The organism is Rhodopirellula sp. UBA1907, from assembly GCF_002337565.1.
Taxonomy (GTDB): Bacteria; Planctomycetota; Planctomycetia; order Pirellulales; family Pirellulaceae; genus Rhodopirellula; species Rhodopirellula europaea.
Genome location: NZ_DDGH01000072.1, coordinates 55,944 through 70,319 on the forward strand (window position 1 = coordinate 55,944; position 14,376 = coordinate 70,319).

The 14,376-nt window shown below is 55.7% G+C and carries 10 protein-coding genes; 4 read left to right on the plus strand and 6 right to left on the minus strand.

Features of this window, described 5'->3' with window-relative positions:
- Positions 1 to 1,613 (minus strand): hypothetical protein (locus tag B2R17_RS15570; RefSeq protein WP_286764705.1); only part of this gene is annotated, 1,613 nt, incomplete at its 3' end.
- A gap of 103 nt (positions 1,614 to 1,716) precedes the next feature.
- Between B2R17_RS15570 and B2R17_RS15575 the strand changes: the two genes are divergently transcribed.
- Positions 1,717 to 2,709 (plus strand): J domain-containing protein, encoded by a 993-nt coding sequence (locus tag B2R17_RS15575; RefSeq protein ID WP_286764706.1) that lies wholly within the window; start codon positions 1,717 to 1,719, stop codon positions 2,707 to 2,709.
- 10 nt (positions 2,710 to 2,719) lie between these two features.
- On the opposite strand, the gene B2R17_RS15580 is transcribed toward B2R17_RS15575, so the two are convergent.
- From B2R17_RS15580 to B2R17_RS15600, 5 genes are all read right to left on the minus strand, one after another.
- Positions 2,720 to 4,150 carry a DUF1559 domain-containing protein gene (locus B2R17_RS15580; RefSeq protein WP_286764707.1) on the minus strand — a complete coding sequence of 477 codons (1,431 nt, stop codon included), beginning with the start codon at positions 4,148 to 4,150 and terminating at the stop codon, positions 2,720 to 2,722.
- Between the two features lie 95 nt (positions 4,151 to 4,245).
- A complete protein-coding gene (locus B2R17_RS15585) occupies positions 4,246 to 5,967 on the minus strand; it encodes a DUF1559 domain-containing protein (protein ID WP_286764708.1) in 1,722 nt (573 codons plus the stop codon).
- 82 nt (positions 5,968 to 6,049) lie between these two features.
- Positions 6,050 to 6,595, minus strand: a complete 546-nt coding sequence (locus tag B2R17_RS15590) for a cysteine hydrolase family protein (RefSeq protein WP_286764709.1) — start codon at positions 6,593 to 6,595, stop codon at positions 6,050 to 6,052.
- Positions 6,596 to 6,822: 227 nt separating this feature from the next.
- Positions 6,823 to 8,370, minus strand: coding sequence for a sulfatase (locus B2R17_RS15595; RefSeq protein ID WP_339886873.1), 1,548 nt, complete (start codon positions 8,368 to 8,370; stop codon positions 6,823 to 6,825).
- A gap of 110 nt (positions 8,371 to 8,480) precedes the next feature.
- The gene (locus tag B2R17_RS15600; RefSeq protein WP_286764711.1) at positions 8,481 to 9,752 is read right to left on the minus strand and encodes a thymidine phosphorylase; all 1,272 of its coding nucleotides are present in this window, start codon (positions 9,750 to 9,752) and stop codon (positions 8,481 to 8,483) included.
- 260 nt (positions 9,753 to 10,012) lie between these two features.
- Here B2R17_RS15600 and B2R17_RS15605 point away from each other — a divergent pair, with 260 nt between their 5' ends.
- The 3 genes from B2R17_RS15605 (at position 10,013) to B2R17_RS15615 (ending at position 14,328) form a co-directional block, all read left to right on the plus strand.
- Positions 10,013 to 11,215, plus strand: coding sequence for a type IV pilus twitching motility protein PilT (locus tag B2R17_RS15605; protein ID WP_037253787.1), 1,203 nt, complete (start codon positions 10,013 to 10,015; stop codon positions 11,213 to 11,215).
- A complete protein-coding gene (locus B2R17_RS15610) occupies positions 11,216 to 12,556 on the plus strand; it encodes an ATPase, T2SS/T4P/T4SS family (RefSeq protein WP_286764712.1) in 1,341 nt (446 codons plus the stop codon).
- A gap of 455 nt (positions 12,557 to 13,011) precedes the next feature.
- A complete protein-coding gene (locus tag B2R17_RS15615) occupies positions 13,012 to 14,328 on the plus strand; it encodes an IS4 family transposase (protein ID WP_286764713.1) in 1,317 nt (438 codons plus the stop codon).
- The last annotated feature ends 48 nt before the right edge of the window (positions 14,329 to 14,376 follow it).

Genomic DNA, 14,376 nt, shown 5'->3' on the forward strand with positions numbered 1-14,376 from the left:
CGAGCCGCCCGAACGTAGGGCACGAATGCCTTCAGTTGGTCCGCCGGAAGCTTGGTCAATCGCTGCTCGGTTTCGCCCAACCACTCCTGAAAAAAAGCGACGCTGCGTGCGGAAATTCTCGGTTGCCCGCCAACCTGAAAATACCAAGGCGACGAAATCACCGCTCGGTAGTGGTCCTCGTGCAATGTCACCACTCGAACCGTCGCCCAGCCCGATTCCTTGATTTTCAGAGGAGGGATTCGTCCGCCCGCTTTCGCGAATTCGTCCAGCTTCGCTCCATAGTGCAAACGACCGTTGTGAATGACCTCGAGGTATTCAACCGGGTCGCGAACGTTCAGGACAACCTCCGCGGTCAGCTCCACGGATTCGTCACCGCTGACGTCGGCCGGATTGATCTCGAACACATGACCTGGCAAACGTCCCTCCAGATTGGTCCGCATCAATGGACCGTTGGTCGCGAAACTGCAACCGTCCCAAGCCGCGTTCCACCATTCTTCCATCGTTCCGACGGCGACCGCGTCTTCCCGCGAGTCAAACGAAGATGCCTGCGATCGAGCGGCAACATACAAACGGTTGTATCCCACCGGCGAGTCGCCTGGTTCATCGCCCGAGCCCGCCATCGGCGCCAGTCGAAAACCAGCGTCCAACAAATGCCAATGGATCTGCCCGGCATCGCGTCCAAGCTGAGTCGCGTCGGCTCGATTGGCGGGCTGCAACATGCGTCCGTCGGGAACACGAATCACCGATTCGTTCAGCTGCAACCAATCGCCGAGCACAAACACACCATCGATTTTCTCGCTGGCCAACCAAATTGGCAGCAGCCAACCGAACGGATTTTCGATCGCGACACGCGTGGAAGAATCGGCCGGCAGACTCGATAACCAACCGAGTGACGCCAGTTCCGGCGAAGCAAACTCATCCGTCGAAACTGGATTCCAACCGGAATCGTTCTGGTTTCGATAAAACGCCAAACCGCCGATGCAGTCGACATTGGTTTCAATCCACAATGGATCCGTCGGCCAACCATCAGGCGTTTGCACGGGCTCGTCGTCACCAAACAAGTTTTTCGCATTGCGACGTGGGATCGGTTTTTCAGTTCCGCGTCCGGCAACTTCAGAATCGCGGATGACGTTTGCCGCATGCAGATCTTCCGCCGTCATTCGCATCGGCAAACTGTCCGCCGAACGAGGCACCAAGCAATCGCCACTGGTCCAGCCTTCCGGTCGCATCTGGACCATTCGCGGCAGCGCGAGTTGATGCTCGTCTTCACTGCCGCGTTGGACGTCGAAAGTGCCTCGAAGGACTCGCGACTCGGGACCTCGCGTCAGCTTGAACTCGTATGCGCCGTCTTGCAGCGACAGCTCCGCGAATTCGTCCAGCACGAACCCGGGCCCTGACGACAGCGAACGACGCGGCGACACCGAAACGGACATCGGCCGGGACGTTCGCCGCACCGTGGCGGGTAGTTGTCGGGTCAGCTCCATGCGTGCGATCGTCGGTTCTCCCGTCGACTCGTCCACCACTCGCAGCGTCAGGTCGCCGTCGGCCCAAAGCGGCACAGGTGGGCAGAAACCGCACAAAACCAGGGCAAAAAGGGGACAAATTGACTTCACGGCATTCCCCCATCGGTCTGTGGTTCGGTGTTTGCTATGGTGAATCCACAAAAGACTGTTCCTGTCAAAATGACACAATCGCCTTCAAAATCATTGACACGCTGTGGCCGAAGATCTGTATCAAACGCTGGGAGTTTCTCGCGACGCCGACAAGGGCGAACTGACCAAAGCCTATCGCAAATTGGCCCGGAAGTACCATCCGGACATGAATCCCGATAACCCGGACGCGCAAGAAAAATTCAAACGCGTTCAGGAAGCGTACGAAGTCCTCAACGACGAACAAAAGCGAGCGGCTTACGACCGCTACGGATCCGACTTCGAAAAAATTCGCGGCGGTTGGAATCCTGGCGCCGGCGGTGGCGGCGGATCAGCGAGCCCATCGTTTGACGGTTTGGATTTGGAACAAATCTTCGGCGCCGCCGGTCGTGGTGGCGGAGGAGGAGGACAACCTGGATTCGAGAACGGATTCAATGACTTCTTCGAACAAATCCTCGGTGGCGGAGCACGGGGCGGTGGAGGTTCACCATTCGGTGGTGGCCAGCGATCGGCACCACCACAGCGTGGTCAAAACATTCGGCACGAATTGTCCGTCACGTTCCGCACCGCGGTGCTGGGTGACAAAGTCGAGTTCTATCTCGCTCGCGGTGGCAAACAAGAAAAATTGTCGGTAACGATTCCACCCGGTGTCAGTTCCGGCAGCAAAATCCGATTGCGTGAACAGGGGCATCCCGGCCCCGGTGGCGCAGGTGACTTGATCCTCATCATTCAGGTCGACGATCACCCGTTCTACAAACGCAACGGCAATCATCTGGAACTCAAACTTCCGATCACAGTTGCGGAAGCTGTCTTGGGTGCCAAGGTCGACGTGCCAACTCCCGCGGGAACAATCACGCTTTCCGTTCCAGCGGGCAGTTCCAGTGGCAAACGTTTGCGTTTGAAAGGACAGGGCGTTCGCAACCCAAAGGGAACGGACGGCGACTTGATGGTCGAACTGCAAATTCAATTGCCTGAATCGATCGACGAAGAATCCAAGAAACTGATCGAACAGTTCGACGCTGCCAATCCAATGCAGCCGCGTGAATCGCTGAAGTTCTGATCGGCCTCGATCACTTCGGCGCAGACGCTGCTTCCAATTGTGATTCGTGCAACATCACCGCCTTGATGATGTGACGGTCGGACAGAGTGTTCAGAGGCACCCGGTGCAGGATGCCTTTGCCGTCTTCCAGTTCCACCGTTTCGCGATCGATGATGCGGTTGAGCTTGGCCTTCAAATGATGTTTGCCATCGCGATCGGTCCAGGTCGTCCAGCGCTCCTCGGCAGCAACGGCCTGATTTTGATTGCGCTGCTCTCCGACAACTTCTTCGATGGAAGCATTGTTGGTGATTGGATTGGCCAAAACTTCCCTGGCGGCTCGACTTCCCATCGCGCCCCAGATTCCATACGGACTTCTTGATCCCGCTTGGGTATATTCACGACCAATTGACACGCCGGGCTGAGAGATATCCCCCGTGTCGATGCTGTCCCGAACAAAGATGGTTCGGCCATCCATCATCAAAGCATGCACGCCATCAGCGTGCCGACTGGATGCCGATGCAATCGGGTCCTCCATTCCCAAATCCGACAAACAGGTCGGCGAGTTGGGTGGCAAGACGGTTTGGAACCCACTGATCGCCAAAGCTCCGTCTGCCCAACGCGATCCCCGGCGGACGTCCCACCAATCCGTATGATTGCCGTCATGCGTCTTGAGGCACAACGATGGATTCAAGCTCAACCCTTTAATCCCTTGAGCGATGTGGGACTCCTTCGCGTCATTCTCATCCGGCGTGATCGTTTCGGACATTCCAATTGTATTGGACAACCCGTCCAAGAAGTCACGAAACTTCATTCGCCGATTCCCGCTGAACGCACCTCGCATACCCGCCTGCACGCGCCGCATCGATTCGGCATTTTTCTGGTCAATCTTCTCACCCATCAAATACGTTCCGTCGCCGTAGCTCAATACATAGTTGCAGAACGTAGCTGGATCGATTGCTCCAGGCGGCAGCTCGGGCATCGCCAAGGTCGTCACCACGATTGTTTCTTGCTCCGGCACCTCGGGTTTGGTTTGCATATCGTCTGGACAACGCAAAGTCACAAATGCCGATGCCCATGGTGTGTATTCCGTTGAATCAAACCAGGGCGCAGGGCCCATTGGTGGGAATTGCTTTCCAGTCTTGGGCGACACATAGGGATTCGCGATTTTTTCCCACAATGCCTGCTGTTCCAAAAAAGGCGAGAGCGCGACCAACGGGCTGAGTCGTCCTTGGTTGCAAGTGTCATCTTCTCCACCAACGGTTCCGCCCAAACCGGGCGGCAACTGATTATAAGCAGCGTGGTAGTTGTGCATCGCCAAGCCCAACATCTTGAGGTTGTTCGAACACTGAATATTTCGAGCAGCAGCACGCTGACGCAACATCACCGGCAACAACAAACTGAATCCGACTGACGCCACCACACCGACGATGATCAGATCTGTGAGAGTGAGCTTTGACTTCATCGGAGAACTCCAAAGGAAAAGGCGGCGGCATCCGCACGGGGATGACTAAGTTTCAAGCTTGGCGACAGGGTTCAGATTCACTCATCCAGAATCTTCTAGCGGCCCCCAAAAGGATCGTCGGCGGCCTCCATCGCACGCATGAACTGAATCCCGCGTTGATTCATCTGTCCATCAAAAACGAGCTTCCAATGGCCGCCCAAAAACGCCCATTTGAAACCGCGAGCAGGTCCCTTTCCGGTTGCCAAAGCCTCAGGCAGCTCTCCGAGCAACTCCGGCATCGCCGTGCCAACAAGGTTAAGTACTTGATCATAAGCGGTGATCAGCGCACCTCGCTGTGTCCGTAACACCCCCGCTATCATTGCAACACCCGAAGGATGATCTCCCTGCTGCCCATCGCCGAAGGAAACCCATTCACGAGCAAATGTTTCGAACTGCTTGTCTTCCAACAATTCAAGCTGAGTCGACAAATGTTCGACCAACAGCTTCGCTTCCGTCAGCTTTCGTTGGCGATGAGTTTCAACCGCTCGGTAAGCGTCCTGGCTACTGAATCTCGACAGTGCCAACCGACGAATGGCACCTTTTTCGGACATCAAGACCAACACACCCTTGTCGGTCAAATCCACCTGACGAGCCTGAATCTTTCCCGTTCCTTTTGCCGCGTGCCAAGTTTCCAGTTCAAACTTTGCAAACTCAGCGAGTTCTTCTTCGGTGAAAGTGCGTACCGGCTCCGACAATTCGCTGGGATCGAATCGGTCCCGGGCCGCTCTTGTCCCCATCGCACCCCAAACCCCGTACGGGCTCTTGCTTCCCGGGGGAAGAGTCTTGCCATTGTCCAAATGGCCTTCGGCAACACTCGGCGAATCCTGATCACCCACATCAATGGAACTGCTCGCGAATCGCACGGCTCCGTCCGCCATCAACACGTGAGCTCCCTCACCGTGCAGACTGGATGCGGACATCACGCCTTCGAGTTCACCTTTTTCCGATGTCGCTGAGCGAGAATTGGGTGGCAAAATGGTTTGAACACCCACTGACAACAGCGATCCGTCGGCCCAACACGCACCGCGTCCCTCAGGCCAGTACTTGGTCTGATCGTCCTCATGAGCGTCCAGGCAAACCGCGGGTCGCTCGATCAATCCGGAGACGTCTTTCGCAACGCGGACACCGCCGATTCGGGCTTCACTCATCAGCAACGTATTGGACAACCCATCCAGCACATCGCGAAAACGAAAGACCATTTGATAGCCAAACATCCCTCTTAGAGCACCGGGCGTTCGTCCATAGGGTGGCATTTCTTCTAGCGGCGATGCCCCTACATTCATGACCGCGTCGCCATAGTTGATCGTGTAACTGGCGACCGTCGGAAAATCCTTTGCGGTTGGATCGGCGGGACAAACCAACACCTCGGGCCGTTCGTTCCAAGGCGTGTAAACCTTTGGATCAAACCATGGAACCGGGCCCATCGCCGGGAAGACCTTCCCATTGGCTCGCAATGGGTTGGAGATTTTTTCCCACAACGGTTGTTGTTCAAAGAATGGAGTCAAACCCACCAGCGGGCTCAAACGATTCGCGTTGCCCAATGTCGGCTCATCCGAACTTCCGGAGGATGTTCCACCGCATCCCCTCGGCATCATGCTGTAAGCCGAATGGTAATTGTGCAGGGCCAACCCCACCTGCTGGAGATTCATCTCGCAACTGGACCGTCTCGCATTTTGTCTCATTCGAGGGACAACGCCGGCCAGCAACACCAAACCCACCATCGACGCAACACCGAGCGTAATGACATCGACAAACCTTAAGTGATACTTCGTTCCCATGACTTCATCCCACCTAAAAAGAAATCTGAGCGTGACGTACGTGTTCAAACCGTGGCAAACGCGTTGGCGTCTCTCCACTCGCTTACAAGCGTCCCGACCATTCGTTTCGATCAATCACGTCACTGATAAACATCTGCTGAGCCACCAAGATGGATTCGTGCAACTGTTCCGCTGTCACTGAACCAGCCTTGTTAGAAACATCCAACGTCCCCGTCGCATCGCTTAGAAATTCCACCTGATACCCACGGTGAAAGGCTTGGCGAGCCGTCGTGTCACAACAAACCTGTGTCATGTAACCGGCGATACTGACGGTGTCGACGTCATTGGATTTCAGAAAATCGTCGAGGTCAGTGTTGGTGAACGAACCTGGCAAGGTCTTGTCGATCAACGCATCTCGGTGCCGCGACTCCACCTCGGGATGCAATTGCCACATCTCGCTGTTCTTGCAGAACACGGGTGAATCCGGATCGGGTTGATGGTGACGAATCACCGCCGTTGGAATTTTTGCGTCTCGGGCTTGGTCCATGACTTCCAAGATCGATTCCAAGTGTCCGACCGGGTGTCGAATCGGAAACGCACCATCGAAGTATTCACGCTGGACATCGATCACCAACAAAGCTCGCTTCATTCGTTCGCCTTTGAAAAAGCAGAAAAGGGGGGAGGGCGGTCACACCCTGAAGGTGATCATGGCGTCTGAGCCGCTGAAATGCAAATTTCTGCGTTTCAATCGAGCGGGCAGAGATCTTCAAAACCCATGAACCGGTCAGTCATCGGCCCCGATCACAAACAGAAACCGCGACAAACACAACGCGGCTGAATCATCAAAAGACTCCGCCGCGTCGGCTTCACACGGTCTCAGGGTTGGATCTGCAACTTTTGCAAATCGCTCCGCAACTTGCCTTCGCTCAGTTGGGGATCTTTCATCAGATCTCCATAGCGAAGCAGCGAACGCGCCAGCCTCGCGGCGATCGCTTGATTCTCCGGCTTGCCGATATGGTTCGTGGTTTCATGCGGATCCTCTTTCAGATCAAACAGCCATGGTTGATCGTCCGCCGAGACAATCAACTTGTACCGATCCGTGACCGCGGCGATCCAAGCGGCTTGACTGGAAGCGGCCCGCAAAAACGTGACACTGTTTCGATGGGATTCCTGGTCGGAGGACTCAATGTCTCGAAACCATTCTGATAGATCTCGTCCCTGCGTTCCCTCAGGCACTTCCTTCCACAGCAGCGACAACAAAGTGGGAGCAAAATCGACGGTGCCCATCGCTTCATCAATTCGCAATCCGGCCGGCACAAGCCCCGGTGCCGCGACGATCATCGGGACCTTCGCACTGCCTTCGTATGGATTGCCTTTGTTCAGGCGGCCATGTTCATAGCACAGGTCGCCATGGTCCGAAGTGAACACCACCACGGTTCGCTCGGTCAAGCTGAGTTCATCGAGCAGAGCCAGCAGCATGCCAACGTTGTCGTCGATGCATCGAACCATTCCAAAGTACTGCGTCATCAACCTCGCATTGAATCTCTGTTCCGCATTGCGATTGGTCCCCGGCAACCAACCTGGTTTCGTCCCGTCCAACTGAAACGTCATCGGTGGCCGGACCGGCATGTCTTCAAACATGGTGTCGTAGGGCTGACGGACCGTGTTGGGACCGTGAGGATCAGGCAGCGACAGGTGATAACAAAACGGTTCTTGCGAATGCTCACGAATGAAATCAGCAGCTCGATCGCACAACCAATCCGTACTGAAAGTCTTCTCATCCGCTCCGTCCAGGTCGTAGTTCGGCTGGCCCTTTTTGTTCGTCGCCGCAACGATCGGCTGTCCGTTTTCAAAGTCGAATTTCTTCCAGTGGCCGCGGTTGAACATGTATCGATTGTCAGAAAAACCGAATTGGCGTTCCGGTCCCCATTGAGGTTTCCCGGGTCCGTCCAAATGCCACTTGCCCGCATAGCCGGTCGCGTAACCGTCTCGCCGCAGTACTTCTGCGAATGTGACCATGTCACCGCGAAGCGGTCGGTCGTTTTGGTAAGCACCTGTATTTTGTGGGTATCGCCCCGTGAAAAAAGCGGCTCGCGATGGCGTGCAAACGGGAGACGTCGCGTAGAACGACGTGCAAATCGCTCCGCGTGCAGCGATGGAATCGATGCTGGGTGTTTCGACCACGGCACCTTGGCCCCAAATCTCAGCTTCCTCGATTGGCAACGTGTCGCGGTAACAACCCAACGTCCGAAAGTTGTGCTCATCGGTTTGGATGATCAACACGTTTGGTTGGTCGTTTGCGAAAACCGCAGACACCTCGCTTGCAAGGATGCAAATCGCCATCGCAAACAAAGCCAACATGCATTTCATTGGCGCTCGCGACCGCGAGCTAAATCGATGGCAACAGAATGATGATGCGACCATAAGAGACCTGCCTTCGAATCGTGGTGACATGTTGACATCCAAAGAAAAATTTGGATCTCACAATTTAGCCGATCAACGTTCGCCGCGGTTCCAAAACCGCGGCAACGGCATTAACCGGCTGTGTTTCTCTGCAGGATCAATGGTCGAGCCGGAATGCTTGTTTCCGACAACAAAACGGGTTGGATCGGCGGACAAGTGACTTGGCCTTCGTACACCGTCCAAAGAGGTTGACCAATCTCGACGCGGTCGCCAACGCGAACGTGCAGATCGATTCCAACCGACGGTTCCACTGGATCGGATGTTTTGCGTCGACCACCGCCCATCGAAATGATCGCGTCGCCGATCGCGGGGCAATCAATCGTTTCGACCCATCCGGAACGCTCCGCCACAGTGTCGCTTTGTTTGCCCAGCGGCAGATGACCGGAAAGCTTGCCGCCTTGTTCGTGAACCATGCGTTCAAATCGTTGCATCGCTTCGCCCGAATCGAGTTTGCGGGCCAACAATTCCTCCGCCGCTCGCAGATCATCGGCTTGTTTGGTTGCCACCAGCAACTCGGCCGACAATCGCAGCGTCAACGCTCGCACCTCTTCCGGTCCACCGCCGTCGAGCACATCGAGTGACTCGTTGACCTCGTTCGCATTCCCGATCGCTCGTCCGAGTGGCTGATCCATGTCGGACAGAACAGGAATGGTCGGCAGCCCGGCTTCGGCACCAACTGCTTGCAGAGAGTCCGCCAATTCGGTTGCTTGCTGAATCGTCGGCATGAAGCCAGCCGATCCAACCTTCACATCCATCACCAGGGCATCCAAACTTGCTGCCAGCTTCTTGCTCAGAATGCTGGCCGTGATCAGACCCACGGATTCGACGGTCGCGGTGACGTCGCGCAGTCCATACAACCGACGGTCCGCCGGTGCAATCGACTCGGTGGCTCCCACGATGAAGCAACCCGCTTCCTTCAGGACTCGGCTAGATTGTTCAATCGACAGCTGTGTTTGGTAGCCCGGAATCGATTCCAGTTTGTCCAGCGTCCCACCGGTTCGCCCAAGGCCGCGACCGCTGATCATCGGCACGTCCACATCGCAACACGCGAGCAACGGAGCCAAGATCAGCGAGACTTTGTCGCCCAGCCCTCCGGTGCTGTGTTTGTCGACTCGAGGCCGATCGTTGACCCGGGGCAGACGTACACCACTGTCGACCATGCACCGGGTCAGCTCAGCCGTTTCGCGTCGGTCCAGTCCGCGGAAGAAAATCGCCATCGCGAGGGCTGACATTTGGTAATCCGTGACCTCGCCGCCACAGTAACCCTCGATCAGGAACCGCCATTGGTCGGCATTCAGGACCCCTCCGTCCCGTTTGGTCCGGATCAAATTGGCGGTCAGCATCGAGCACTTGCCTTGCGAAAGACTGAAGAAGGACGGTGAGTCAAACGGGGCGAGCGGGGGTCGCGGAGGTGATGCGCCGAGGCCCGCTGGAAAACCATGGGATGACATCCTACAAACATCTGGCTTGTCTTTCGACAATTGGCCTTGATCGACTAAGCTAAGGCCCGGGTTCAACCTGAAGATTCTTTTCCTCCTTCCTCCGATTCACGGGGAATTTCGCCATCCCGGTGAACATTCCCGGTCACGCGAGATCAAAACGAATGGCACACGGCGCAGCGAAAAAGGTTCCCGCAGGCCCCCCCCGCGATATGTCGCCCGATGCGGTCGCAGCGCGACTGAAAAGCAGTTTGCTGCAGGAAAAGAAGGAACTCGAAGTCGACAAAATCTTCCGGGCCCTGGTCAAACTGGAAGGTTCTGACCTTCACCTGAAAGTCGATCAGCCACCCATGGTTCGCGTCGGCGGTGAACTCAAACCGCTCAATCGGGGACCAATCGGAGCCGAAGAAATGGTGCGGCTGCTGCTCCCGATGATGGACGATCGCAACCTGATCATCTTCGAAGAAGAAGGCGGTGCTGACTTTTCATACCAATGCGAAGTCGACGGCGTCCGCTGGCGTTTCCGGATCAACATGCTGAAATCGCTGGGCAACATCGGTTTGGTCGCCCGCCGAATCAGCAACTTCATCCCCGACTTTCGCGGCCTCTTCCTGCCCGACTCGATCGAAAACCTTTGCCACTACGAACAGGGCATGGTTCTGCTCGCCGGAGTCACGGGCTCGGGAAAAAGTACCACGATCGGTTCGATGCTGAACTACATCAACAGCATCTATCGAAAACACATTCTGACGCTCGAAGACCCGATCGAATTTATCTTCACGGAAGACAAATCGCTGATCAACCAACGCGAAATTGGTCAGGACGTCGTGGACTTCTCCGTCGGAATGAAACACGCCGTGCGGGAAGACCCCGACATCATTCTGGTCGGTGAGCTTCGGGACGAAGAAACGTTCATGACGGCGATTCACGCTGCCGAAACAGGTCACTTGGTTTTCGGAACGATCCACGCCGCGAGTGCCTCGACCTGCATCGGCCGGATCCTGGACTTGTTCCCCGAAGAAATGCACAACGCCATCCGCAGCGCCATCGCCTTCAACATGAAAGGCATCGTCGCCCAGAAACTGCTCAAGAGCATCAAGCCCGGCGTCTCGCGAGTGCCAACCTGCGAAGTGATGACGTTCTCGCCGATGATTCGCAAACTGGTCCTCGAGGGCCACGATAACAAACTACCCGACGCAATTCGCATCGGTGCCGAAGACGGCATGCAAGACTTCACCATGAGTTTGAAACAATTGATCGACGATGAATTGATTGATCGGCCGACCGCGTTCGCAGTCGCACCGAACAAGGACGCGCTGAAGATGGCGCTCAAGGGCATCGACGTCAAAGCACCAGGAATTCTGTAAGTGGCAAAGCAATCCAACGAAGAAGTACAACTCTGGCAAACCGTCGCTCCCGTGGAATTCGCTCCTCGGATCAAAGACAACAACGAATTGCAAGCGTTGCTGATCAGCACCCGCCAAGGCGCCGGCTATGCCATCGCCGGCGGCCAAATTGCGCACGCGATCACTTCGCGAGCCACGCACATCCTGATGGACTTTTCCAAGTCCGCTTGTGCGATTCGCTATCAAATCGACGGGGCATGGGAACAGCTACCGCCGCTGGATCGCGAAAGCGGCGATGCGATGCTGTACGCGTTGAAACAACTGTGCTTGATGAACCCGGCCGATCGTCGTGGCAGCCAAAAGGGCGGCATGCGAGTCAAATTGGTCAAAGACAAATATCAATTCAACGTCCAATCACAAGGCGTGCCCACCGGCGAGCGTGTGATCTGTCGTCTGGAAGCCGAAGAGATGCCGTTCAAGAAATTGGGCGACCTCGGCATGCGGGACAAAATGATCGAACAGTTCAAAGAGAAACTGAACGGTTCGGGCAACATCGTCCTTATCACAGCCAAGAAAAGCGAAGGTGTTTCGACTTTCTGGAACGTCGCCATCAGCGCCGCCGACCGGTTGGTCCGCGACTTCCAATCGTTCGAACCTGCGGAATCACCCGAACCCGAGATCATCAACATCTCGCCCAACTTGTTCGGCGGAGACACAGGGAAAACCGAACTGGAAATGGTCAACCGAATGGTTCTGCGTGAACCGGACGTGTTGATGTTCCCCAACCCGCCGCAGCCTGAATCACTGAAGGTTGCGTTGGAACAAGTCGTCGCGGCTGACCGACAAGTCATCCACCGGATGGCGGCCGAAAGTGCCATGCCCGCCTTGCTCACGTTCCTGGGCCGTTACCCGGAATGTCGCAGCCTGATCGCAAACAACATCGGCTGTGTGATCCATCAGCGATTGGTTCGACGTTTGTGTGACAACTGCAAAGTCGGGTTTGAACCGCCTCCAAAGCTGCTCGCTCAACTGGGCATCCCCGCCGGTCGAGTTCCTTTGCTTTACAAGCCGTTTATCCCACCTCCGATCGAACAACAAGTCGACGAGAACGGGCGGCCTGCGCCAATCACACCGTGCCCCGTCTGCAACTCACGAGGCTACCACGGTCGCATCGGGCTGTACGAACTGCTGACACCAGGCCCGCAACTTAAAGCGGCATTGGCCAAGTCTCAAGATGCCGGCCAGTTGACCGCGATCGCCAAATCCGAAGGTTTCCGCCCCGTCCAATCCGAAGCCGTCCTCACGGTCGCGCGAGGACTGACTAGCCTCGACGAACTCAAACGAGCCTTCGCCAAACGCTAGTCCGCCATCCCGGACACGTCGCCCCACGTTGGCACATGCAGCTCCACCATTCGCAGGCCGTATCGCAGCGGAGCGACGGACTCTGCATGGCGGCACTCACCTTCGTTCCACTCAACAAGGCCGGAACGTTGCTGACTAGCAGCATCGAACGATCCGTGAGCAAGAACGCTACCGCAGTTCTCTGGTGCAGTGGTATGGTTAATTTACCTCCGTCCCAATAGTGTTCGGCCCGACGTTTGCCGGCAGACGCTGAATTGCTAGCATCGACAATTTGGCTGGTCTTAGCTCTCTGGACGAGAGTGTCTCGTTTGAGCTTCAAGGGGACTGGCGGGCAGTTGCGATGATGTGAAACTTTCGATCGCTTGTATTCGCAAGAGGGAGATGCGTGAAACCGGTTTGGCTCATGCGTCGATCTTGCTTTACTCCTGCGTTGAGCGGGCAATCGTTGGTTTGCCATGCCAACCAAAACCAAACGACTTAAAAGACGAAAGCTTCCTGAAGACCAGGGCGAGCGAACACAGGAATCTCTCGCCAAGCCGAAGATCAAAATCGAAGGACTCAAATACTTCGCCATGCTCAAGCCCCTGCTCGAGCATCTTCACGAACATGAGTGCCAGCGTGATACCGCTGGAAACCGTACGCTGCACTACGATCAGTATTGCATGCTCGTGTTGCTGTATGTCCTGAACCCCACTGTCTCGAGTTTGCGAGCGATCTCGCAGGCCAGTGAGTTGACGAAAGTACGCGACAAACTGGGCAACGAGAAAGCTTCGCTGAGCTCGCTCTCCGAAGCCGGTGGGCTGTTCTCTGCAGACCTTCTCAAGCCGATCATTGAGGCCCTGTCTGCTCAAGTCAACGATGCTGCCCCGGACCCGCGACTGAGCAGCATCAAGCAAACGATCACCGCCGTGGATGGCTCACTTGTCAACGCATTGCCGTCGCTGATTGCCGCATCCATCCTGAAGCAAACAACGGGCTCAGCGTTGGTGCGATGGCGACTACACACACACTTCGAAGTCAATAACCTGCTGCCCGTACGAGTCGATGTGACACCTGATGGCGGTGGAGAGTACGACGAACGGGCCGTGCTCAAACAAGTGCTCGAAGAAGATGGCTTGTACGTGATGGACCGTGGCTATGCCAAGTTCTCGCTCTTCAATTCAATCGTCGCGTCATCGAGTAGCTATGTCTGCCGACTACGTGACAACACGGTCTACGAGACGACTCAAGAACTTGAGTTAACCGAGGGTGACCGTGCTGCGGGGGTACTCAGCGATGCGATAGTGAAGCTTGGAGGATCGAGCAGCAACTCAAGTTGCCCTGATCACCCGGTCCGGTTGATTCAAATCCGCTGCACGCCTCATCAAAACCGCACTGGCGGAAAGGCGAGAGGTTCCAAGGCACCTAACAGCGATGGGATCCTTCGCATTGCCACCAATCTACTGAATGTACCTGCTGAAATCATTGCCCTGATCTACTCCTACCGATGGACAATTGAAATCTTCTTTCGGTTCTACAAGCAATTGATGGGCGGCGATCACCTGATCAGTCACAACGTCAATGGGATCAAGATCCAAGTCTATTGTTCGATGATCGCCTGTTTGCTGATCAACCTGTGGACTGGATCTCGCCCCACCAAACGAACATTTGAAATGATCAGCTTCTATTTTCAAGGCTTAGCCAGTGAAGAGGAGTTGATCGCTCACATCGAAAAGCAAGCTGCTGCAGAAGAGGCAAAGCGTGCCAAAGAGGAGCGTCGAGAAATTTGCTAATCGGCGTTGCGGGAAGTCATTTTGCCTGACTGGTCTCGGCGTAAATGC

What these genes read in the sequence shown, in the direction of transcription:
- B2R17_RS15580 (WP_286764707.1), bottom strand. Translation starts at nt 4,150, where the DNA reads ATGAAGTCAAAGCTCACTCTCACAGATCTGATCATCGTCGGTGTGGTG.
- B2R17_RS15585 (WP_286764708.1), bottom strand. Translation starts at nt 5,967, where the DNA reads ATGGGAACGAAGTATCACTTAAGGTTTGTCGATGTCATTACGCTCGGT.
- B2R17_RS15590 (WP_286764709.1), bottom strand. Translation starts at nt 6,595, where the DNA reads ATGAAGCGAGCTTTGTTGGTGATCGATGTCCAGCGTGAATACTTCGAT.
- B2R17_RS15595 (WP_339886873.1), bottom strand. Translation starts at nt 8,370, where the DNA reads ATGGTCGCATCATCATTCTGTTGCCATCGATTTAGCTCGCGGTCGCGA.
- B2R17_RS15600 (WP_286764711.1), bottom strand. Translation starts at nt 9,752, where the DNA reads ATGCTGACCGCCAATTTGATCCGGACCAAACGGGACGGAGGGGTCCTG.
- B2R17_RS15605 (WP_037253787.1), top strand. Translation starts at nt 10,013, where the DNA reads ATGGCACACGGCGCAGCGAAAAAGGTTCCCGCAGGCCCCCCCCGCGAT.
- B2R17_RS15615 (WP_286764713.1), top strand. Translation starts at nt 13,012, where the DNA reads ATGCCAACCAAAACCAAACGACTTAAAAGACGAAAGCTTCCTGAAGAC.